This window comes from Limnohabitans sp. MMS-10A-178, assembly GCF_003063375.1.
Classification (GTDB): domain Bacteria; phylum Pseudomonadota; class Gammaproteobacteria; order Burkholderiales; family Burkholderiaceae_C; genus Limnohabitans_A.
The window spans coordinates 1,320,815-1,340,579 of record NZ_NERY01000001.1 but is presented as its reverse complement, the minus strand read 5'-3'; the positions used below and the strand labels follow the sequence as shown (position 1 = coordinate 1,340,579).

General features: G+C 49.5%; 18 protein-coding genes. 7 read left to right on the top strand and 11 right to left on the bottom strand.

Annotated elements, in window-relative coordinates:
- Nucleotides 1-2 precede the first annotated feature (2 nt).
- From B9Z32_RS06565 to B9Z32_RS06555, 3 genes are read right to left on the bottom strand one after another with little or no spacing between them, the layout of a single operon-like run.
- The gene (locus B9Z32_RS06565) at nucleotides 3-710 is read right to left on the bottom strand and encodes a TetR/AcrR family transcriptional regulator (protein WP_108420463.1); all 708 of its coding nucleotides are present in this window, start codon (nucleotides 708-710) and stop codon (nucleotides 3-5) included.
- 15 nt (nucleotides 711-725) lie between these two features.
- A complete protein-coding gene (locus tag B9Z32_RS06560) occupies nucleotides 726-1,544 on the bottom strand; it encodes an SDR family oxidoreductase (RefSeq protein ID WP_108420462.1) in 819 nt (272 codons plus the stop codon).
- A 3-nt stretch (nucleotides 1,545-1,547) separates the two neighbouring features.
- Nucleotides 1,548-1,997 carry a DUF2141 domain-containing protein gene (locus B9Z32_RS06555; protein ID WP_108420461.1) on the bottom strand — a complete coding sequence of 150 codons (450 nt, stop codon included), beginning with the start codon at nucleotides 1,995-1,997 and terminating at the stop codon, nucleotides 1,548-1,550.
- Between the two features lie 478 nt (nucleotides 1,998-2,475).
- Here B9Z32_RS06555 and B9Z32_RS06550 point away from each other — a divergent pair, with 478 nt between their 5' ends.
- Nucleotides 2,476-3,513, top strand: a complete 1,038-nt coding sequence (locus B9Z32_RS06550; RefSeq protein WP_108420460.1) for a dienelactone hydrolase family protein — start codon at nucleotides 2,476-2,478, stop codon at nucleotides 3,511-3,513.
- A gap of 611 nt (nucleotides 3,514-4,124) precedes the next feature.
- On the opposite strand, the gene B9Z32_RS06545 is transcribed toward B9Z32_RS06550, so the two are convergent.
- On the bottom strand, nucleotides 4,125-4,511 hold the full coding sequence (locus B9Z32_RS06545; RefSeq protein WP_108420459.1) for a hypothetical protein: 387 nt from the start codon (nucleotides 4,509-4,511) through the stop codon (nucleotides 4,125-4,127).
- Nucleotides 4,508-5,398, bottom strand: a complete 891-nt coding sequence (locus B9Z32_RS06540; RefSeq protein WP_108420458.1) for a sterol desaturase family protein — start codon at nucleotides 5,396-5,398, stop codon at nucleotides 4,508-4,510. The genes B9Z32_RS06545 and B9Z32_RS06540 overlap by 4 nt, the downstream gene beginning before the upstream one ends.
- Nucleotides 5,399-5,480: 82 nt before the next feature.
- Between B9Z32_RS06540 and B9Z32_RS06535 the strand changes: the two genes are divergently transcribed.
- On the top strand, nucleotides 5,481-6,140 hold the full coding sequence (locus tag B9Z32_RS06535) for a TetR/AcrR family transcriptional regulator (RefSeq protein ID WP_108420457.1): 660 nt from the start codon (nucleotides 5,481-5,483) through the stop codon (nucleotides 6,138-6,140).
- A 211-nt stretch (nucleotides 6,141-6,351) separates the two neighbouring features.
- Here B9Z32_RS06535 and B9Z32_RS06530 read toward each other — a convergent pair whose 3' ends face one another.
- On the bottom strand, nucleotides 6,352-6,822 hold the full coding sequence (locus B9Z32_RS06530; RefSeq protein ID WP_108420456.1) for a helix-turn-helix domain-containing protein: 471 nt from the start codon (nucleotides 6,820-6,822) through the stop codon (nucleotides 6,352-6,354).
- Nucleotides 6,823-7,050: 228 nt separating this feature from the next.
- Between B9Z32_RS06530 and B9Z32_RS06525 the strand changes: the two genes are divergently transcribed.
- From B9Z32_RS06525 to B9Z32_RS14090, 3 genes are all read left to right on the top strand, one after another.
- Nucleotides 7,051-7,656 carry an MSMEG_1061 family FMN-dependent PPOX-type flavoprotein gene (locus tag B9Z32_RS06525; RefSeq protein ID WP_108420455.1) on the top strand — a complete coding sequence of 202 codons (606 nt, stop codon included), beginning with the start codon at nucleotides 7,051-7,053 and terminating at the stop codon, nucleotides 7,654-7,656.
- Nucleotides 7,657-7,738: 82 nt separating this feature from the next.
- Nucleotides 7,739-8,158: a hypothetical protein gene (locus B9Z32_RS06520; protein ID WP_158268181.1), complete on the top strand. Its 420-nt coding sequence runs from the start codon at nucleotides 7,739-7,741 to the stop codon at nucleotides 8,156-8,158.
- Between the two features lie 25 nt (nucleotides 8,159-8,183).
- On the top strand, nucleotides 8,184-8,444 hold the full coding sequence (locus B9Z32_RS14090; protein ID WP_146179462.1) for a hypothetical protein: 261 nt from the start codon (nucleotides 8,184-8,186) through the stop codon (nucleotides 8,442-8,444).
- Between the two features lie 68 nt (nucleotides 8,445-8,512).
- On the opposite strand, the gene B9Z32_RS06515 is transcribed toward B9Z32_RS14090, so the two are convergent.
- The 3 genes from B9Z32_RS06515 to B9Z32_RS06505 form a co-directional block, all read right to left on the bottom strand.
- A protein-coding gene (locus tag B9Z32_RS06515) for an IS3 family transposase (protein ID WP_369909632.1) occupies nucleotides 8,513-9,738 on the bottom strand; the annotation gives its coding sequence in 2 pieces (ribosomal slippage) (nucleotides 8,513-9,393 and nucleotides 9,393-9,738; 1,227 coding nt in all).
- A gap of 336 nt (nucleotides 9,739-10,074) precedes the next feature.
- Nucleotides 10,075-11,055: a tripartite tricarboxylate transporter substrate-binding protein gene (locus tag B9Z32_RS06510; RefSeq protein WP_108420453.1), complete on the bottom strand. Its 981-nt coding sequence runs from the start codon at nucleotides 11,053-11,055 to the stop codon at nucleotides 10,075-10,077.
- A gap of 161 nt (nucleotides 11,056-11,216) precedes the next feature.
- Complete coding sequence (locus tag B9Z32_RS06505; protein ID WP_108420452.1) at nucleotides 11,217-13,748, bottom strand: DNA internalization-related competence protein ComEC/Rec2; 2,532 nt, start codon at nucleotides 13,746-13,748, stop codon at nucleotides 11,217-11,219.
- A gap of 198 nt (nucleotides 13,749-13,946) precedes the next feature.
- Between B9Z32_RS06505 and B9Z32_RS06500 the strand changes: the two genes are divergently transcribed.
- Both B9Z32_RS06500 and B9Z32_RS06495 read left to right on the top strand, forming a co-directional pair.
- Nucleotides 13,947-14,402 carry a RidA family protein gene (locus B9Z32_RS06500; RefSeq protein WP_108420451.1) on the top strand — a complete coding sequence of 152 codons (456 nt, stop codon included), beginning with the start codon at nucleotides 13,947-13,949 and terminating at the stop codon, nucleotides 14,400-14,402.
- Nucleotides 14,403-14,603: 201 nt separating this feature from the next.
- Nucleotides 14,604-15,293, top strand: coding sequence for a response regulator transcription factor (locus tag B9Z32_RS06495; protein ID WP_108420450.1), 690 nt, complete (start codon nucleotides 14,604-14,606; stop codon nucleotides 15,291-15,293).
- Between the two features lie 69 nt (nucleotides 15,294-15,362).
- Here the strand turns inward: B9Z32_RS06495 and parC are convergent, their stop codons facing one another.
- Both parC and B9Z32_RS06485 read right to left on the bottom strand, forming a co-directional pair.
- A complete protein-coding gene (gene parC, locus B9Z32_RS06490; protein ID WP_108420449.1) occupies nucleotides 15,363-17,732 on the bottom strand; it encodes a DNA topoisomerase IV subunit A in 2,370 nt (789 codons plus the stop codon).
- 2 nt (nucleotides 17,733-17,734) lie between these two features.
- Nucleotides 17,735-19,717, bottom strand: a complete 1,983-nt coding sequence (locus B9Z32_RS06485) for a DNA topoisomerase IV subunit B (protein ID WP_108421052.1) — start codon at nucleotides 19,715-19,717, stop codon at nucleotides 17,735-17,737.
- Nucleotides 19,718-19,765 lie beyond the last annotated feature (48 nt).

Here is a 19,765-nt window from a genome sequence, read left to right as displayed (position 1 = left end):
GCTTAAGAAGTTTTCTGCGTTCGGCTGGGGCTTTTGAGGGACCTTGGCTTGCGTGCACCACCGGGCTGCTTTATTTTGGCAACAGTCGACGCACGAGTCCTAGCCAGGGAACTAAACATTTGGCTCGTCAGGCTCGTAATCATGGGCGCCAACTGTTCGGGTGCGATACCTATTTTCGAGAGGCTGGAGTCAACACACAACGTAGCCAGCCCGTGCACCGTGGCCCAAGCATGCAGCACCAAAGGCTGTGGGTCCCCAAGTGGCGCAGTGCCAGCCTTCTGACAGGCTTCGATGGCTTCACATAACAATTGAAACGCCCTGTCACCCGAATTCTTCAACGCCTCATCCGCACCGCTATGTGTGTCGCCGCGGAACATTACGCGGAAATGCCCTCTGTGCGAAGTCGCAAACAGCACGTAGGCGCGACCCAGCGCTTCCAATCGCTCACTCGTGCCGCCTACAGCTACGGCTCCCTCGCAGACCATAGCGGTTTCGAGTGCCTCGAAGCCTTCTTGAGCGATGGCTGCAAGTAGCTCACAACGGTCGGCAAAGTGATGGTAAGGCGCACCCGAGGAAACACCCGCCAGTAATGCCAAGCCACGCAAATTGAGAGCGTCTATCCCTTGTTTGTCGATGACATCCACACTGACGTCAATCAGTGTCTTTCGAAGGTCACCGTGGTGATACTTGCTTCTCTTAACAGTTGGCATGATTTTCTTGTTGGGCTAATGCGAAGTTGCCCCATTTTGTACCGGGGGGCGCATCATGTCGGCACTGCTGCGGGCTACCAGGCTTCTTGGTGCGAAACGAGCCGATTGGGCTATCAGCCAATTCTTGAAACCCGTGATGTGCGTAGGACCTTTGCCATAAATAGCCTTCATCGCATGGGCGGCGACTTGCTCGGGCTGCAAAGTGGTTGAGAAGGCGGCCGTTTTACGAACGGATTCATTCCCAAGATGGTTAATGAAACCTGTGTCGACAGCACTTGGACACAGGGCAACGACGTGGATACCCTGTTGTCGGTACTCGGCCCAAAGGGCTTCACTAAAGCTCAGTACAAATGCTTTACTGGCGGCATAAACGGCCATGTATGGTACTGGCTGGAATGCAGCGGTGGACGCTACATTAAGAATGGTGCCTTCACCGCGCTTGAGCATTTCTGGCAAAAAGGCATGGGCGAAGTCGACAACCGCTGCGATGTTGACGGCTATCTCAGCTTGCTCATTTTCCGGAGCAATGGAGTCAAACGGTCCATAGGTCCCGTAGCCCGCATTGTTCACAAGGATGTCCACAGTCAAACCCATAGCCTTTACTTGCCCATGCACAGTTGCACCACAATTCTGCGTACTCAAATCTGCCAGCAAGACCGTGCATTGCACTGCGTAGCTCTGAGTGAGTGCATCAGCAAGCTGCTTTAACTTGTCCTGCGAACGGGCGACTAAAACGAGGTTCACACCTTCAGCAGCAAGCTTTCGAGCAATGGCCTCGCCAATTCCAGAGGAAGCGCCGGTGACCAGCGCTGTTTTTCCAGTTAACGCACGCATCGCTCAATACCTTATTTGAAGCTTAATGGCAGTGACGCTGGCCGCCGGAACGACGAACGACGCTTCCTTGAACTTTGGTGCTGACATCAGGGGGCGCAGGTTGTTAGACGCTACATAACCCTCTTGTGGAACGCCCAAGAAGTTTTTGTCCATCTTGCCATTTTTGTTCTCGTCATGGAAGACGATGACTGCATAGGTGCCCGGCGTGACTGCCTTGAATTCACAAACGGCATGGTCCCCATCAATGGCAGCATGTATCTCTTTATAGGCTTTGGCGTGCGTCTCTGGGTAGCCGTCCGAAGAGTTAAATATGAGGCATCCTACATCTCCTTGCGCATTGCGAAGACTGGCGATTTCGAAACGCACGATTGCATCGGTTGGCGCAGCGTTCGACCACAACGGCGAGAACGCCAGGAGGGCAAGAGTGGCACAGGCAAAGCGGGAAACTGACATTTAGGTGCTCCGATTGTTAATCTAAGCGAATCTTAGATTAACTGCAAAGCGTAGGCAAGAAATATTTAAGCATTGCTTAGATATGAGTGCAAATTTACGACAAAACGGCCAGCCGTATCTGCGCGCCACCACTCTCACCGAGAACCTGAAAACGCTCTCCAAAGCCATTTTTCCGCGCTTTCAGACCGCCGCTAACACCTGTAAGTTGAATGAATGTCCTTTAAAAGGACAACACCACACACCACTCTCTGTCGTGTTAAACGACATCTGATCTCCACTACAAGCCAGTAGCACGGTAGCCACGCTGAAATCAAACCTGACAGAACGATTTGTGTGCAGGGTCAGGAGTTACATGTAGCCAAAATTGCAAAGCTCCAAAAGCTAACAGCAAAAGTACAATTTAATTAAGCTGATTAAGTTTTCAACAATTGCGAATGCTTAAGCTCTTAAAGACAAACATCATAAATTAATAAGTATTATGAAAAATATCTTAGGTTCATACACAAGGTTTCTTGGTGTTCTAGCCGTTGCCGTCATACTTCAAATAAGTCTCGCAAAATCGGCGCATGCTAACCAATGCGTTGCGTATGAAAAGAGCTCGCATCAACTGGTTCAGATTCGACCTGGATATCACACTGTTCGTGGAACACTTGCCGATTTCAATCCGTGCCACTCAACAGTAAAGCTTTCGATGCCGGGACTTTTCTCACCCAAGATCGCTGAAAAACCGCCCGTATTCATCATTGTTCACGGTGGCGGCGGCCTGGGTAAAGCGGAAACCAATTTGTCAGCCGCATTAAACTCTGCCGGAATCGCAACTCTTGTATTCGATGCTTATCAGATGAACGGCTACACCAGAGAAGAGGGATTCACTCTTTTTCTCACCGGTATGACCAACGATGCCCGTCAGCGCATGACCTACAAGGTTGCGCTTGGTGCCTATCAGTGGCTAATTCAAAATCAATCTATAGACTCAAGCCGTATATTTATCCAGGGGCTATCGAACGGTGGGAGTGTTGTCTCGAATATTGCTGGGGCAGTTGACCCCAAGCACGTTCGGGCAGTGTTTCCGGAGGGTGCATCACCCTCTGGGCTAGGCTTCCCGTTCAACATTAATGTCCCGGTAAGGATGATCTACGGCAAGTTGGACAATTACGGCGGAGATAAAGAGGACGACTGGATGTTCAGTCGTGTGGCCCCCTGCTCTTTCAACGTGGCATTCGACCTCGCTCCAGAGGGCACCTCAAAGACTTGCAGCCGGCTTCAAAATCCAGAAGGGATCATGATTTCAGCCGAATCTTGGGTTAAGGAACTTAAGGGAACGGGACGTGATGTTGAAATTTGGTTTTATGAAGATGCCGCGCACGGAATCATGGCTGGCCCTATCGATCGTGGTGTCCGAACATATGGCGCTGGACCTACTGCCAAAAAGACTTGGGGATGGACCGGCTCATCCGGTAACGCCCAAAAGAAGTTTCTAAATGATTTGATCAAATTCGTAAAGTCAACCTACTAATATCAAGCAAGAACGCATCCCTCAAGTCAGAATTAAAAAATTGATTTTGCCTTGAGAGCCAGACCTATGGTCAGGGGAACTATTGTTCTTCAACCCACACATTACCAACTGTCGTGTTAAACGACACTTGAAGACCACGTCAAGCCACGAGCACGGTAGACCCGTAGAAACCAAACCTGACTCGGCAATTCCTACGCACCACCCGAACACCCGATAAGCAAACTCAAACCCAAGGTCCCAAACTTTATTCAAAAGTTCTAACAATCAGCCCATTTCATTTGCTACAGATTTGGGCGCAAGTTGTTCTTAACGGAGAGTTGGACACACAGAATGAAGCCGCAGCCAACAAGCTAAGAGATGGTTTTGCTCACTAACTGATCAGAATTGAACAAAGGCGCTGGATAGCGCCTTTGTTTCTTCATCGTCCTGTTACCAGACGATTGATTCTTGGCTGTGCTTACTCAAAAATCGAGCAGGATCTGCCATTGGTTTGGCTCAAATTTGGATACAAATTCTCTTCAAAGTGGCTGAGTTTTGAAAGTTACTCAGAATGGTGCTGGAGGGTATTCCAGTTTAGAGAGAATTAATTTTTTGGTGTAAATACTAAAAAATTACTCTTTCGCTTGTGCTGTGATTTCTTGTTTGGTCACGAATCCATCACCATTCGCATCTGCTTTCTTAAAAGCCCTTTTGTACATTCTAAATTGGCGGATGCTAGCAGCTTGTCCCAGATTGTGCTCCGCATTCAGGTTAATGAAGGTCATAAATTCGGACAGACTCAGTTGCTCATTCTTATCTACATCAGCTGCGAAGAAATTGGCTTGAGCCTGCACACGCTGTGGGTTGATACTTGTCACCGCAGGCAGGAATTGCGATTGAGTTGCAGTGACCTGCGACTCAGATGAGGAAGGAATTGTGAACATACCCAGGGCAAAGATCGGTAGTGCCATGACAAAACGACCGTACCAAAATTTACTAGAAAAAACAAATTGAATCATGTCAAAGTCGTTCTGATTTGTTGAGCGCGCAAAGCTTCAGTTGTAAGACTTTTTCCATCTGGTGACCAACCTGGCGGCTTAATAAAATAGGCAAATGCTGAACCAAGGCTTGTGGCTTCTCGCATGTCGCGATAAAGGGCAACCCACTGAGAAAACTCCATCGTAAAAACATTGCGAGTTCGCATTGGTTTTACCAAACCATAGACGCAGGGTTCCTCGGGGCGCTCAGGGCGATAAGTACCGAACAAACGGTCGAAAATGATGAGGACACCGCCATAATTTGCATCTAGATAATCTAAGTTAGATGCGTGGTGCACTCGGTGTGCTGAAGGCGTGTTGAGTACCCATTCCAACCAGCCCAACTTCGGGATCAATGTTGTGTGCAACCAGAACTGATAAAGCAAATTGAGCGAGAGTGCAGTTAGAACAATCTTAGGTTCAAAGCCAAAGTACACCAAAGGTGTGTAAAACAAAGTTATTCCTGTGAGCTTATTCGTCCAACCAAGACGAAAAGAAGTTGACAAGGTAAGTTGGTTTGGAGAATGGTGCACCGCATGCGTTGCCCAAAAGAAGCGAACACGGTGTGATGCACGGTGATACCAATAGTAGAAAAATTCAAGACCCAGAAACAGCAATAAAAAAGCTGCGAAGCCATTGAGTTCGATGGTGAATAGCCGGTGCGTCCAGACCCATTCAAAAACGGGGGTCGCGATACCTACCGGTAAAACGCCCAACAATCTACGTCCTGCCATATCTGCTAGTGAAAGCCAAGCCTCGGACCAGTCAAAAGAACCAGGCTTGCGGTATTGCAGAACCAAGGCTTCTGCCAACGCTATGCAAAGGATGGCGATTGTTACGATGATTTGAATCCAAACGATTTGGGTCATAACTTAAATGGGAGTTAAATACACAGACGCAAATATATGAGCTATGCTCAGTTTTTACTACTCGCGTTCTTGAAAGCCACGCATGCCACAAAATTCTCATAAAAAACAATCACTTACAAGAAGAGCGCCAAAACAAGGACGGGCGCAAGAGAAGATTGAACTCATATTGGAAGCAGCAACACGCATCATCGATAAAGACGGATTGGAGGGTCTGACAACCAACCGAATTGCCGAGTTAGCAGGAATTAGCATTGGCACGCTTTATCAATATTTCGGGAGCAAGGCAGCCATTCTTGAAGTGCTCGGTCAGCGTGAAATGAAAACTGTGAACGAAAACATAATTGCAACGTTGTCAAACTCAAATAGCGGTGAATCTCAGGAACCTGCTCGGATACTGATCGATTGTGTTTTCGGTGCATTTGGAGGTCGCTCAAGAGTGCACCGTGAATTACTCGAATATGCATGGCAAATGGGACATGCCAACAATATTGATGCCTCTTCCAAACTCATAGCCAACTCACTGGCGACTAAGGGAGTTCCAAACGGAAACGGTCAAGCCATACGATTCAGTCCTGAGGAAGCATTCGTTATCACGCATGCATTCACAGGAGTGATTAGGGCATCAATTGGACAGAGCGCAAAAGAAATGTCAATTGAAGAAATAAAGATCAAATTGCTGTTTTTAATTAAAAGCTTTGTGAATGCAAAAAAAGCCAATGACTTAGCGCGAACAGGGAAATGAAATGACGAAAAAAATGCTTTGATCATTAAGTTAACTAAACAACCACCCGCTGTCGTGTAAAACGACACCTGATCTCCACGAGACCCCACGAGCACGGTAGACCCGCAGAAACTAAACCTGACTCAACGATTCGTACGCAGGGCTAAAAATGAGCTATATCCTTCTGGAGCCCAAACTCGATTCAAAAGTCCTGAGAAGCTGAGCATCAATCTTAAAGTTTTCGCCCCAAACGCTTTTCCACTTGCTCTTTCTCCCACTTGGATCCAAGCAAGCCAAACCGCTCGGAAATCTGAAGCCAATGAGAGAACACGCCAATGCCCCAACCAATAATGACCCATTGAACCCACCAGCGATTAGGGGTTGTTAACGCATTGACGACCGTGAGCACCGCAATTACCAACACATACTGCGCCAAGTGAATGTAGAAACCTTTGAGTTTTCTAACTTGCTTGAAAGCCAAAATCTCTTCTGCGCTTTGAGTTTCACTGATGACGTTGTCCATACCTTGCTCCTTGTGTGTTGAGAAATCCAAATTGAACACGGCAGCCAAAGACTTCAAAGATTCCACGCTAGGTTCTTGACCCTTTTCAATACGCTGAATGGTGCGGACATTCAATCCACTCAACTCAGCCAACTGCTGTTGAGACCATCCTCGTTGTAGTCTTAGTTTTTGAACTAGCATTTATCACTCCTTTTGCAGTGCTAGGAACTCTAATGGCAAGGTGAATGATTGTGTGCGACAAAGTAGCGACTTGGGCACGGCATATGCACGGCACGATGCTGACATTGCTTAGACTTTGAGGGTCAGACACTTAGCCAAGGCTTGGCGAGGTCACAAACTTTATTCAAAAGTTCTAACAATCTGAGTTTCCGCTGTCTATGCCAAAATTCAGGATACTTCATTTGATTTATGCAGATTCAAACCACAGACCAATTGCGTGCCCTTTACAAAGCACCAAGCCAGCGTGCCGTTCTAAAAGAATTGACGCACATTGATACGCACCTAAAGAGATTCATCTCTTTGTCGCCATTTCTAGTGATTAGCAGTGGAGATCAACTTCATCAAATGGATTGCTCACCGCGTGGCGGAGACGCAGGTTTTGTCATAGTTTTAGATCAGCAAACACTCCTAATTCCTGACTCTATTGGCAATAACAGGTTAGACACCCTGACAAACATCATCGCTACATCACAAGTTGGCTTGCTGTTTTTCATTCCTGGCATTGACGAAGTTGTTCGTGTGAATGGAAGTGCTACGCTACAGACTGACAGCGATCTTCTCAAGCACTTTGATACTTTGAAGAACAACCCCAAGCTAGTTATCAAAGTGATCGTGGAAGCTGCCTATATGCATTGCCCCAAAGCAATGATGCGCTCCAAACTCTGGTCTATTGAACACCATCAAAATATTGATGCGATGCCAACGATTGGTCAAATCATCAGTGATCAAACTAAGAGTACGGGACCAGTGGAATCCCGTGAAGAAATGCTGAAACGCTATACGCCTGATCTATAAACGCTCCAAGACATACTTCTAGACCCCAAACTTTATTCAAAAGTTTCTTGGAACTAATTATTGACGGTATTCCATCACTTTGGTGCGTCTCAAGGGGGCAGGTCAGTCTGGCAAAACAGGTGCAAGGCGGTTGATTGCTAAGCACGAATGTTTATCTGTGCTTGAACGAATAAAGGCAACACACTATGAAACAGCAGTCTTGAGTTTTGACAATTTGCTGGCGCTGAGAATATTAGTCAAACTATTCAGATTTAAAGATGGACGCAAGCCATTTGAAATGAATAAGATTTTCAGACGAATACTGGAAGAATTGAACTTGGTAAAAGGACAGGCTGGTACAGACAGAACGTTTTACAGCTTACGCCATACCTATGCTACACAGGAACTTTTAGTTGGAACTGACATTCACACACTCGCGCGGCAAATGGGAACTTCTGTGACTATGTTGGAGCGGCATTACTCTAAATTGACGGCAACGATGGCTGCGGATAAACTGGCATAGCAAGGATAGAAAGCTGATAAACAAAATGCAAAGACAATTTAAAACTTTAACGGTTTGTTTGGTGGCGATTATTTTGTGCGGTTGTGCGTCTACAAAAATAATAAATTCTTCCAACGATAGCGTTGTTGTTGATATAAAAAACACGGCATTAACAACTGAGGAGATGATAAAAAACGGAGTAGTAGTTGCAGACAAACACTGTAAAGAATTTAACAAAAAAGCTGTACTTAAAAAGAGAACAGGAATTTTTGGTGTAGCACACTTGGCATACTTCTCATGCAAGTAAAAGAAAATATGTTGTAGTTGCGATGATTGAACTGGTCTTGACCCTGTATTCCAGTACCGCCGGTATGTTTAAGTTACCGATCTTTTCTCCCTGAACAGCGTTGGTGGCAAGTAGCCAAGTGCACTGTGCGGGTGATACGAATTGTAGTCATTGAACCAATCTTTCAGTTGGGCCATCACAGTTTTTGAATCTGGCCGGTTAGCCAATTTGGCGTAATCCCGTTTTAGTGTCTTCACAAAGCTCTCGGCCATGCCGTTACTTTGAGGGCTTGTTACTGGTGTTGTCACAGGCTTTAAGCCTAGCTGTTTTGCAAAGCTTCTTGTCTCTGCTGCTGTGTAACAGCTGCCGTTATCTGTCAGCCACTCAATCGTTTTGGGCGGCTTACCATTTGATCCGAATCGTTTCTCCACAGCCTGCATCATCAAGTCGCCAACCAGTCCTGCATCAATGCCTTTCGTAGTGGCCACCCAGCTCATGATCTCTCTGTCGCAGCAGTCCAGTGCAAATGCCACCCTTACGCGTTCTCCGTTGTCGCACGACAGCTCCAATCCATCTGAGCACCAGCGCGTGTCGCTTTCCTTGACCGCTACTGTGCCTTCATGCTTTCTCGTGTCCAAAGGCTTTTGTCCTTGTCTGAACAGTAGCCAACCTTCATCTCGCATAACCCTGTAAACCCGCTTGTGATTAATCTGACGGCCGTCGATCTTCAGCCTAGCCCAAACGCGCCTGTAACCGTATGTTGCTCGGTCTTTAACCACGCTGGCAATGGCCTCCTTCAGGTCAGCGTCATCGGCCTTGGGTGGTGACTTTCTCAAATCAGTCCATTCGGAGGATCGAGTTTTCTTGGTTAATACGTTGCTGCGCGATACGTCCAGTGCCGTGCACACCGCCCTTATTGCTCGTCCCCGGGCAATACAGGCGAGCGCGCAATCCACTTTTTTGCTTTGGCAAAGTCCACAGCCTCCTTGAGAATCTCGTTCTCCAGAGTCTTGCGGCCAAGCGCACCTTCAAGTTGTTTGATACGTCTCATGGCTTCTTGAAGTTCAGAAGCCGGGACAACAGTTTCATTGGCACCAACTGCGACCAAGGAACCTTCCAAATAAGCTTTGCGCCATTGAAACAACTGGGCTGCAGTCAATCCATGCTGTCGGGCTACCAAAGAAACAGAGCTTCCTGGTTCATTGGTTTGTTTGACGATTTCAAGCTTTTGTTCCGGGGTCCAGCGCCTGCGGCGCTGAACACTGGTGACCACTTCCACCCGGTTAGGTCTTATTGATGACATAGTCATATCCATAGTCTTATTCCTAGTTGTTAGTTTAAGGAATACCGATGGGACTGTCATTCAGGGGGCTAACTCACTCTCTTTATACCTTTGATTTTGTAAAGTAAAAACCATTAAAAAGAGTAACTATTTAAGTGGCAGGTTGCCGGTTAGAACTGCCTTATTGTGTATAACAAAACAAGTTATTGATTACTTTAGAATTAAAAGTTGTCACCTGAAATAAATTTCACTCTTTTAAATTTCACTCTTTTAAATTTCACTCTTTTTAATTTCATCGGTAGTAGATTTGTTAACCCAAAGGAAAAACTGAGGCTTCTTGAACCGTCGCAAAGTCTCAGTGCTATCTAATTAGGAGTCGGCCTTGAAACCAAGGGCCGCAACCAAACGTCGCGCCATTTCTGAGTCTTCGCCAAGACGACGTGTGTGTTCAGCAGCGGTACTGGCTTCCAAGTTAGCCGCCAACGGAGTTACAAAGTCTCGGATGTCTTGCTGGCCCATGGCCTGGCGCAGTGCCGTATTCAGGTTTTGTCTGACTGCATCACTGATGCCTGCAGGTGCAAAGAAGCCAAACCATTCGCGAACCATCAATTCACCAAAGCCTTGCTCGCGGAAAGTGGCGACATCGGGGGTGAAAATGGCGCGATCGGGGCCGGAGGTGGCCAGAATTCGAATCTTGCCAGATTTGTGGTGCTGCACCCAATCGCCCAAAGGTGATGACATGCCCGCAAGTTGGCCACCCATGACTTGAGGAATGGCAGGGCCAGATCCCGCAAAAGGAACATTGGTAATTTGAAATCCACCCAACATGGCCAAGCGGCCTGCCAGCAAGTGCGGCATGGAGCCCGCTGCGGGATTGCCAATGCTGGCTTTGCCTGGATTGGCCTTGGCCCATTCGACAAAGTCCCTGATGTTTTTAACCGACTCGGGAACAGCTGGCCCCACCACGAAAGCGTGGTCGGTGGAATGTCCAATGCCAATAGGAGTGACGTCGGACTGGGCATAACTCAGCTTAGAGTACGAGTGAGGGTAAATGGTCAACATCGATGCGGGCGAATACAAAATGTGAGCTCCATCAGCTGGAGCAGCCTTGAGCGTAGTCACACCAATCTGGCCACCTGCGCCTGGCTTGTTGTCCACAATGACGTTAGTGGCGTAAGTGCCTCGCATTTTTTCAGCAATGCGGCGGGAAAAAGCATCGGTGGTGCCACCGGGTGGGAAACCCACAATGATGCGCAAATTTTCTACGCGTGCTTGAGCAAAGTTGGGTAAGTGGGACAGTCCCAGCAAGCTAACTGCAGCACCTTGCATCAATTGGCGACGTGTGGTCATGTTTGAATATTCCTTGAGTTAATCATTGGTACGAAAAATAACAAAATGATTGAATCATTTTCAAGGAAAAAAACACAGAGGGTATTTACTGAGCTATAGAGCTATAGAGCGATAGAACGTCAGGAGACGCTTAGTGGCTCTGCCCATACCTGCACAGTTGGCTACTCGGGGCTTCTGGACTCCGTTCTTTTGGGTGTATGCCAATATCGGCGGCGTACTTCACGTTCACAACTGAGCTCCTGCGGTTGCGTACTTTGCCAGTAGGCAGCGCCACATTCCGAGGAGATCGACAAGGGCACGTCTTGAGTTTCATAGCGCTGAACAACGCTAGTGGACGGGTGACCATACCGATTTAGATAACCCGCCTGAACCACCGCCCAATGTGGTTTAAGAGCCTCAATGAAACCATTGGTAGACGACGTTTGACTGCCATGGTGCGGCACCAACAAGACGCCAACAGGCTGCAATGCCAAGCGTTGAAGCATGGCCAACTCTTGTGCTGCCTCGATGTCACCCACCAACAAGGCGCTGGCTTTTTGGCGCTCATGGCTCTTCTTTGAAGAGGCCTGTTGGCTTGCATCAACTCTCAAAACACAGCTCAAAGCATTGGAGCCTGCCAACTTGGCGTAATCAGAAACTAAAGGGTGCAGCAATTCAAATTGCACACCATCCCATTCCCATTTTTGACCAGCCATACAAACACTTACAGGCCGGAGGGTCGACAAGGGGTGCCCTTCTTCCAAGGAGCTCCATAAGTCTGCTTGAGGGTGAGCGCGCAACACTGCGGGCGCCCCACCTGTGTGATCGGCATCGCGGTGGCTCAACATGACTCTGTCCAACTTCACCCCCAAGCGATGAAGCAGCGGCACCACAATCCTTTGACCAGCATCTGAAGTTTCTGAGTAGAGGGGCCCAGCGTCATAAAGCAAAGCATGGTGGGTGGTTCTAATTAACACTGCATTGCCTTGTCCCACATCGGCAAACCAAAGATCGAACTGGCCTGGCGGAGGTTTAGGCACTTGCCATAGGAAGATAGGCAACATAAACAATAGCCCCCAGCTTCGCAGGGCCCAAGGCCATTGCTGCAAGAGCAACAAGCCACCCCCCATTGCCAATAGCGCTAGAACAAGTGGCGGGGTTGGCAAAAACCAGACACTGCCTGGCAAACTGGCCATCCACGTCAACAGGGTCATAAGAGGCTGCAAAGCCCAAGATGCCACTAGCCAAAGCGGCGGGGCTAACACGCCCAAAAGAGCTAGCGGAGTGACCAGCCATGTAACCCATGGAGTGGCGACCAAATTGGCCAACAAGCCCACCCAAGAGAGCTGCCCAAAGAATAAAACTGCCAGCGGCGTTAGAGCCAGCGTAATCACCCATTGTTCTCGCAACAAGTTCCTCAAGGTCCGAAATGCCTGGCCCACTAACTTGATCAACATGCCGGAGCCCCCATCCTCCAATTGGGTGCGATCTGGAGATTGCACTGATTCATTGAGCATCAAGACACCCACCGCCACAAAGCTCAACCAAAAACCTGGCTGAAGCATTGCCCAAGGGTCCAACGCAACAACTACCCACAAAGCCAAACCCAGACTCCAAAAAATGGGCCATCTTGTGCCCACGAGCCGAAGCAAGCAAACCACCCAAAGCATGATGACTGTGCGCTGAGATGGCAAGCCCCAGCCACTGAACAAGGCATAAAGTGTGGCCATCAAGGTCCCTGCTAAGAGGGCCACATGTGGGGCTGGCCAACGCAAACAAAGGCGACTTCCGCCAAGGGCAGACGCACGCCACATGCTTCGAATTGCAGCTGCCATGACCCAAGCAAACAAAGTAATGTGCAAACCAGAAATACTCATCAAATGGGTAACACCAGTCGCCCTGAAAAGGTCCCAATCAGCAGCTTGAATGGCCGCCTGATCGCCCATGACTAACGCGGCGATCACACCCGCCAAAGAACGACTTTGTGCATCACCTTGCAATAGCTTTCTCTCAATTTCAGATCGAACGTATTGCCGCGCCTGTGCAATGGGATACAGCCATGAAGACTTTATTTTTTGTGGCACTGCCGCGCGTTTACTTGTAGTCACAGCGCCTGTGGCCATAACGCCCTGCTCCCACCGCCACAAAGCTTCATCAAAGCCACCCGGATTGAGCGTGCCATGAGGGGCTTTGAGACGAGCGCTGAACTGCCATGTATCTCCTGCTTTGAGATCGGCCCAAAGGTTTCCCTTCATCATCTCTGCTGACTCTCTGTCGTACCAGACCAAATCAATCCATTCAGGCACCACAACACTTGAAGCTTGATTCAATTTGGAAGCAGATTGAACTTGAAATCTAAATCGAACACTGATCTCTGTTTGCTGCGGTAAAGATGCAATCACACCCAGCAGCAAAATTTCTTGTCCCTCCAGCAGAGGATTCAGTCTGTGTTGAGCCTGCCAAAGTGCTCGGGCATTGACGCAAGACAAAGCCAGTCCGAAAAAGACCAACGCAGCAATTGGCCATTTGGCAACTTCAGAAAATTTAGAAATGTGAGTAATTCGGGTGTGCAACACCCAGGCGATCAGGCCAAGTAACAATGACAAAACACAAGCTGCCAAGATAACATCAAGCGACCAAAGACTTGCCTGTTGCAACTGACATGCCGTGCCCACCAGCCAGCCAACCAAACACCAAGGCGCTGCCTTGAGCATGTAAAACCTTTCAGGATGCCCAGCATGGCTTGGCTTTTGACAGTTTAGAAGGCTTAAGCTGCCATGTCGATGTAGTCGCTCTTACGCTGACTTGCATTGCAGTTCGTACAATTCAGGCATTTTGAAAATAGGTCACAGATCTTCAGCCTCTTAACCTTATCCTTTGCAATCCCTTTAACTTTCACAAGGCCTGACACCATGTCCATCTACAAACGCTTAGAAGAACTTCAAATAACCTTGCCCCCCGTTGCAACACCTGCAGCAGCCTATGTTCCATTCGTTCAAACAGGCAATTTGGTTTTTATCAGCGGCCATATTGCCAAGAAAGACGGGCAAGCATGGACGGGTCAACTGGGAAAGAATATTCAAACAGAGGAAGGCAAAGCCGCTGCCCGCGCAGTGGCCATTGATCTACTCGGTACGCTTCATGCCGCCGTCGGTGATTTGAACAAGGTCAAGCGCATCGTGAAGGTCATGAGTCTGGTGAATTCAACTTCCGACTTTACGGAGCAACATGTGGTAACCAATGGTTGTAGCGAGTTGTTGGGCCAAGTTTTTGGCGCATCTGGCGTGCATGCTCGCAGTGCCTTTGGTGTTGCTCAACTGCCATTGGGTGCCTGTGTAGAGATCGAATTGATCGCTGAAGTAGCCTAATTCAACAAAATTGCCACACTGCCTTTCTTTGCAAGTTCAAGGAAAGGCAATGCAAATAATGCTAGTTTTGAGAGGAGAAATCTAAAAATACATTGAATTTGAATCACTTTTAACTACAAAAATGATCAAATTTTATTAATAAGTGTATACAAAAAGAATTACTATGAATTCTTAAGTAAACATTTATAAAGGACAACCGCCATGAAACCCCTCTGTGTCAGCTTCGTCGAACAAGACTCAATTTTGGCGGAACAAGTCCTTGCCCACCTGCAAACTGCTGGTATGCAGGCGCATCACTTCATGGATGCCCACGATCTCAGCGCTCAGTGCAGCCATCCCACCAGCGATGTGGTGGTTTTGGACGCACACACTTTGGGCGAGCAACGCTTAGCTTACACCGCCAAACTGGCCAAGCACCCAGAAGTTCGAGTTGTCATGATTGCCCCAGCCACCGAACCACAAGTGCGCATTGCGGCCATTGCTGCAGGTGCAGATGTTTGCATCAGCAAGCCGTTTAACCCAAGTGAATTGATTGCCATCATCGAAAGATTGGCCGCCAGAATGCCCAGAACTCTCAAAACAGGTTGGACCATCGATCCGGTCAGGGCATTGCTCACGGGCCCTTCCAACAACGCCATTGACTTGACTGCCATGGAAACTGTGCTGCTCACCCAATTGGCCATGGCACCAGAACAAGCGCTTCGCAGCGACGCACTGGAGCTTGCAATCTGGGGGCTTTCCGATTTTTACAACAACAAACGTTTGCAAGTTTGTGTGTCGAGGCTTCGCAAGAAGCTGACGAAAAGGCACGGCACGGAAGAATTGCTCGCCACATGCTGGCGATCAACTTATCAATTTGTACCTCGCATGCACTTTGCGCCCAAAAGATAAGAACAATCAAACCTACGATTCAAGCACCTCGTCAGGTGCTTGAATGAGTAGACAGTTCATCAGAAATCGTTATTCGACTCGCACAATGTGAGTTGGCTTAAATCCCAAATCTGCGGCCTTGCCCTTGCGTGCTCTGGCAGCGCGGGCATTGTTCAGGCTCCTGATCTCCAAAGTTTCTTCGCGGTCTTTACCGCCACGGCCAATGCCGATCAGTTTCACACTGCGCGTGTAGGCTGCCGCACCTGCCAACGCATCCTTGGCTTCCAAATCAAGCAGCATCAAGCCACGTCCGCCCTTCTCCATCAACTTGAGTTCGCTGATTTCAAAGGTCAGAATGCGCCCGCCGGTAGAGGCACACGCCACATGCGTTGCCGCTGGCATGCTGGTGGCGCCAGGCTGAAGCGTGGCGTTCGAGCCCGAAACGTGAGAAGGTGCACACACCGATTCACCTTCACCCACCGTGATAAAAGCTTTGCCGCCTTTTTGACGTGAAATCATATTGTCAACAGTTGCCATGAATCCATAGCCCCCCGAACTGGACAGCAAAAGCGTGGAGTGTGATGGACCTGCAAAAAAATGGGCAATTTGAGTTCCAGCTTCCAGTTCAATGAGAGTGGTCACAGGCTGGCCATCGCCCCTTGCACCAGGCAACGACGCTACAGGCACAGAGTAAACCCGGCCACTGCCTTTTTGCGCTGTACCAAAGGCCAGCAGTGTGTCAATGGTGCGGCATTCAAAGGTGCCATACAAACCATCACCGGCTTTAAAAGCAAAGCTGCTGGCATCGTGGCTATGACCTTGACGTGCACGTACCCAGCCTTTTTGCGAGACCACCACCGTAACCGGCTCGTCCACCACCTTCACTTCGGCCACTGCCTTCTTCTCTTCTTGAATAAGTGTGCGGCGTGGATCGGCAAATGTTTTGGCGTCTTGCTCAATCTCTTTCACCATCAAGCGTTTGAGCGAAGCTGGATTGGCCAAAATTTCTTCGAGCTGAGTTTGCTCTGTGCGCAACTCTTTGAGCTCTTGCTCTATCTTGATGCCTTCCAAACGCGCCAATTGACGCAGGCGAATATCAAGAATGTCTTCGGCTTGTCGTTCGCTCAATTTAAAGCGATCCATCAAAGCTTGCTTAGGCTCATCGCTTTGGCGAATGATGGCAATCACTTCGTCGATGTTAAGCAACACCAACTGACGACCTTCCAAAATATGGATACGGTCCATCACTTTGCCCAAGCGATGCTCGGAGCGGCGCACAATGGTTTGCTGACGGAACGTAATCCATTCCAAAATCATTTGGCGCAAGGACTTTTGCACTGGCTTGCCATCAATGCCCACCGAAGTCATGTTGATGGGAGCAGATGTTTCCAAGCTGGTATGCGCCAGCAAGGCAGTGATGAGTTCTTGCTGTTCAATGCGACTGGTTTTGGGCTCAAACACCAAGCGCACTGCGGCATCTTTGCTAGACTCATCGCGCACCACATCGAGCACCGACAAGATGCTGGCCTTGAGTTGCATTTGATCTGCACTCAGGGCTTTTTTGCCAGCCTTCACTTTGGGATTGGTGAGCTCTTCAATTTCTTCCAAAACTTTTTGCGAGCTCACACCTATGGGCAACTCGGTCACTACCAATTGCCACTGACCGCGCGCCATGTCTTCTATCTTCCAGCGTGCGCGAACCTTCAATGAGCCACGGCCTGTGCGATACGCATCAGCAATGTCTGAAGATGGGCTGATAATTTGACCGCCGCCCGGATAGTCGGGGCCTGGCACCAATGCAAACAATTCATCGTCGGTGAGCTTGGGGGACTTGATGAGCGCCACACATGCGTCGGCCACTTCACGCAAATTGTGGCTCGGGATTTCGGTAGCCAAACCCACCGCAATGCCGCTGGCGCCATTCATCAATACGAACGGCAGGCGCGCTGGTAATTGGCGAGGCTCTACGGTAGAGCCGTCGTAGTTGGGAATAAAGTCAACCGTGCCTTGGTCAATTTCATCCAACAACAAAGTGGTAATTTTGGAAAGACGCGCTTCTGTGTAACGCATGGCCGCTGCGCCATCGCCATCACGGCTGCCAAAGTTGCCTTGGCCATCAATCAGCGGATAACGTTGGCTAAAGTCTTGGGCCATGCGCACCAGTGCGTCGTAGGCCGCTTGGTCTCCGTGAGGGTGAAAACGACCCAACACATCGCCCACCACGCGGGCACTTTTAACGGGCTTGGCGCCAGTAGCACCCGAGAAGCCCAAGCCCATGCGGGACATGGAATACAAAATGCGTCGCTGAACAGGTTTTTGGCCATCGCACACATCGGGCAAGGCGCGGCCTTTCACCACACTCAAGGCATATTCAAGGTAGGCGCGCTGCGCATACGTGGCCAAATTCAGCGAGTCATCTGACTCGCTGTTTTGAAGGTCTAAAGTTGGTTGATCGTTCATGATTAAATGTCCACCTCAATGGCATCGCCATGCAATTCCATGAGTTCGCGACGGGCCGCAGCCTCGCCTTTGCCCATCAGCTGCGTGATCAAACTTTCGGTTTGCGCAAAATCCAAAGTACCCAGCTGCACTGGCAACAAGCGCCGTGTGTCTGGGTTGAGCGTGGTCTCCCACAACTGCTCGGCACTCATCTCGCCCAAGCCTTTGAATCGACTGATGCTCCAAGCGCCCTCGCGCACACCGTCTTTGCGCAGTTTGTCCAAAATGCTTTGCATCTCGGCTTCGTCCAATGCGTACATCTTGGCCGCTGGTTTTTTGCCGCGCGCGGGGGCATCTACACGGAACAAGGGTGGGCGCGCCACAAACACATTGCCGGTTTCAATCAACTTGGGGAAGTGACGGAAGAACAGTGTGAGAAGTAAAACTTGAATGTGTGAACCGTCGACATCGGCATCGCTCAAGATGCAAATCTTGCCATAGCGCAAACCCGACAAATCGGGCGAGTCGTTGGGGCCGTGCGGGTCGACGCCAATGGCCACCGAAATGTCGTGAATTTCGTTGTTGGCAAACAGTCGATCGCGATCGACTTCCCAGGTGTTGAGCACCTTGCCGCGAAGGGGCAAGATGGCTTGGCATTCTTTGTCGCGGCCCATCTTGGCGCTGCCGCCAGCAGAATCGCCCTCCACCAAAAACACTTCGTTGTGCGCTATGTCTTTGCTTTCGCAATCGGTAAGTTTGCCCGGCAAAACAGCGACGCCAGAGCTTTTGCGCTTCTCAACTTTTTGGCCCGCCTTTTGTCGATACTGCGCCGCCTTGATGGCCAGCTCGGCCAATTTTTTGCCGTACTCCACATGCTCATTGAGCCAGAGCTCTAAGCTAGGACGCACAAAGCTTGAGACCAAGCGAACGGCATCGCGCGAGTTCAAACGTTCCTTGATTTGGCCTTGAAATTGCGGGTCGAGCACTTTGGCAGACAACACAAAACTGGCGCGTGCAAACACGTCTTCGGGCATGAGCTTGACGCCCTTGGGCAACAAGCTGTGCAACTCAATAAAGCTTTTCACAGCGGTGAACAAACCATCGCGCAAACCACTGTCGTGGGTGCCGCCTGCAGTGGTAGGAATCAAGTTGACATAGCTCTCGCGCACAGGCTGGCCGTCTTCAGTGAATGCCACCGCCCAGCTGGCGCCCTCGCCCTCGGCAAAGCTGTCGTTGTTGCCGTCGGCAAAGCCTTCGCCTTCAAACAGGGGAATGACAGGTTCGCCATTCAAAGTTTGCATGAGGTAATCGCGCAGTCCCGCCTTGTATTGCCAGGTTTGGGTTTCCTTGGTTTTCTCGTTCAACAACGTGACCGTTACACCTGGCATGAGAACCGCCTTGCTGCGCAGCAAATGGGTGAGCTCGGTCATTGGCAGCGCACTGGATTCAAAGTATTTGGCATCAGGCCAAACACGCACCGTAGTGCCTTGTTTGCGGTCGCCATCTGCCGCTTTGCGCGTAACCAGCTGCTCAATGACATCCCCACCGGAGAACGTCAAAGAGGCCACTTGACCCTCACGGTAACTGGTGGCTTCCAAACGTTTTGCCAATGCATTGGTCACGCTCACACCCACGCCATGCAGTCCACCGGAAAAACTGTAGGCGCCACCCTTGCCTTTGTCGAACTTGCCACCCGCATGCAAACGCGTGAAAACCAGCTCAATCACCGGTGCTTTTTCTTCAGGATGCAAACCAAATGGAATGCCGCGACCATCGTCTTCGATGCTGACAGACCCATCGACATGCAAAACCACTTTGATTTTTTTACCGTGGCCTGCCAAAGCTTCATCGGCCGCGTTGTCGAGCACCTCTTGAATGACGTGCAATGGGTTGTCGGTTCGGGTGTACATGCCCGGTCGCTGTTTGACGGGCTCAAGGCCTTTGAGAACTCGAATGGAGCCCTCGCCATATTCGGGGGATGATTTTGCTGAGGTTGTAGTAGCCATGGGCGCAGATTGTAGTGTGAAATCAGGCAAAGTACTGGATAAATTTAC

What these genes read in the sequence shown, in the direction of transcription:
- B9Z32_RS06565 (WP_108420463.1), bottom strand. Translation starts at nt 710, where the DNA reads ATGCCAACTGTTAAGAGAAGCAAGTATCACCACGGTGACCTTCGAAAG.
- B9Z32_RS06560 (WP_108420462.1), bottom strand. Translation starts at nt 1,544, where the DNA reads ATGCGTGCGTTAACTGGAAAAACAGCGCTGGTCACCGGCGCTTCCTCT.
- B9Z32_RS06555 (WP_108420461.1), bottom strand. Translation starts at nt 1,997, where the DNA reads ATGTCAGTTTCCCGCTTTGCCTGTGCCACTCTTGCCCTCCTGGCGTTC.
- B9Z32_RS06550 (WP_108420460.1), top strand. Translation starts at nt 2,476, where the DNA reads ATGAAAAATATCTTAGGTTCATACACAAGGTTTCTTGGTGTTCTAGCC.
- B9Z32_RS06545 (WP_108420459.1), bottom strand. Translation starts at nt 4,511, where the DNA reads ATGATTCAATTTGTTTTTTCTAGTAAATTTTGGTACGGTCGTTTTGTC.
- B9Z32_RS06540 (WP_108420458.1), bottom strand. Translation starts at nt 5,398, where the DNA reads ATGACCCAAATCGTTTGGATTCAAATCATCGTAACAATCGCCATCCTT.
- B9Z32_RS06535 (WP_108420457.1), top strand. Translation starts at nt 5,481, where the DNA reads ATGCCACAAAATTCTCATAAAAAACAATCACTTACAAGAAGAGCGCCA.
- B9Z32_RS06530 (WP_108420456.1), bottom strand. Translation starts at nt 6,822, where the DNA reads ATGCTAGTTCAAAAACTAAGACTACAACGAGGATGGTCTCAACAGCAG.
- B9Z32_RS06525 (WP_108420455.1), top strand. Translation starts at nt 7,051, where the DNA reads ATGCAGATTCAAACCACAGACCAATTGCGTGCCCTTTACAAAGCACCA.
- B9Z32_RS14090 (WP_146179462.1), top strand. Translation starts at nt 8,184, where the DNA reads ATGCAAAGACAATTTAAAACTTTAACGGTTTGTTTGGTGGCGATTATT.
- B9Z32_RS06510 (WP_108420453.1), bottom strand. Translation starts at nt 11,055, where the DNA reads ATGACCACACGTCGCCAATTGATGCAAGGTGCTGCAGTTAGCTTGCTG.
- B9Z32_RS06505 (WP_108420452.1), bottom strand. Translation starts at nt 13,748, where the DNA reads ATGCTCAAGGCAGCGCCTTGGTGTTTGGTTGGCTGGCTGGTGGGCACG.
- B9Z32_RS06500 (WP_108420451.1), top strand. Translation starts at nt 13,947, where the DNA reads ATGTCCATCTACAAACGCTTAGAAGAACTTCAAATAACCTTGCCCCCC.
- B9Z32_RS06495 (WP_108420450.1), top strand. Translation starts at nt 14,604, where the DNA reads ATGAAACCCCTCTGTGTCAGCTTCGTCGAACAAGACTCAATTTTGGCG.
- parC (WP_108420449.1), bottom strand. Translation starts at nt 17,732, where the DNA reads ATGAACGATCAACCAACTTTAGACCTTCAAAACAGCGAGTCAGATGAC.
- B9Z32_RS06485 (WP_108421052.1), bottom strand. Translation starts at nt 19,717, where the DNA reads ATGGCTACTACAACCTCAGCAAAATCATCCCCCGAATATGGCGAGGGC.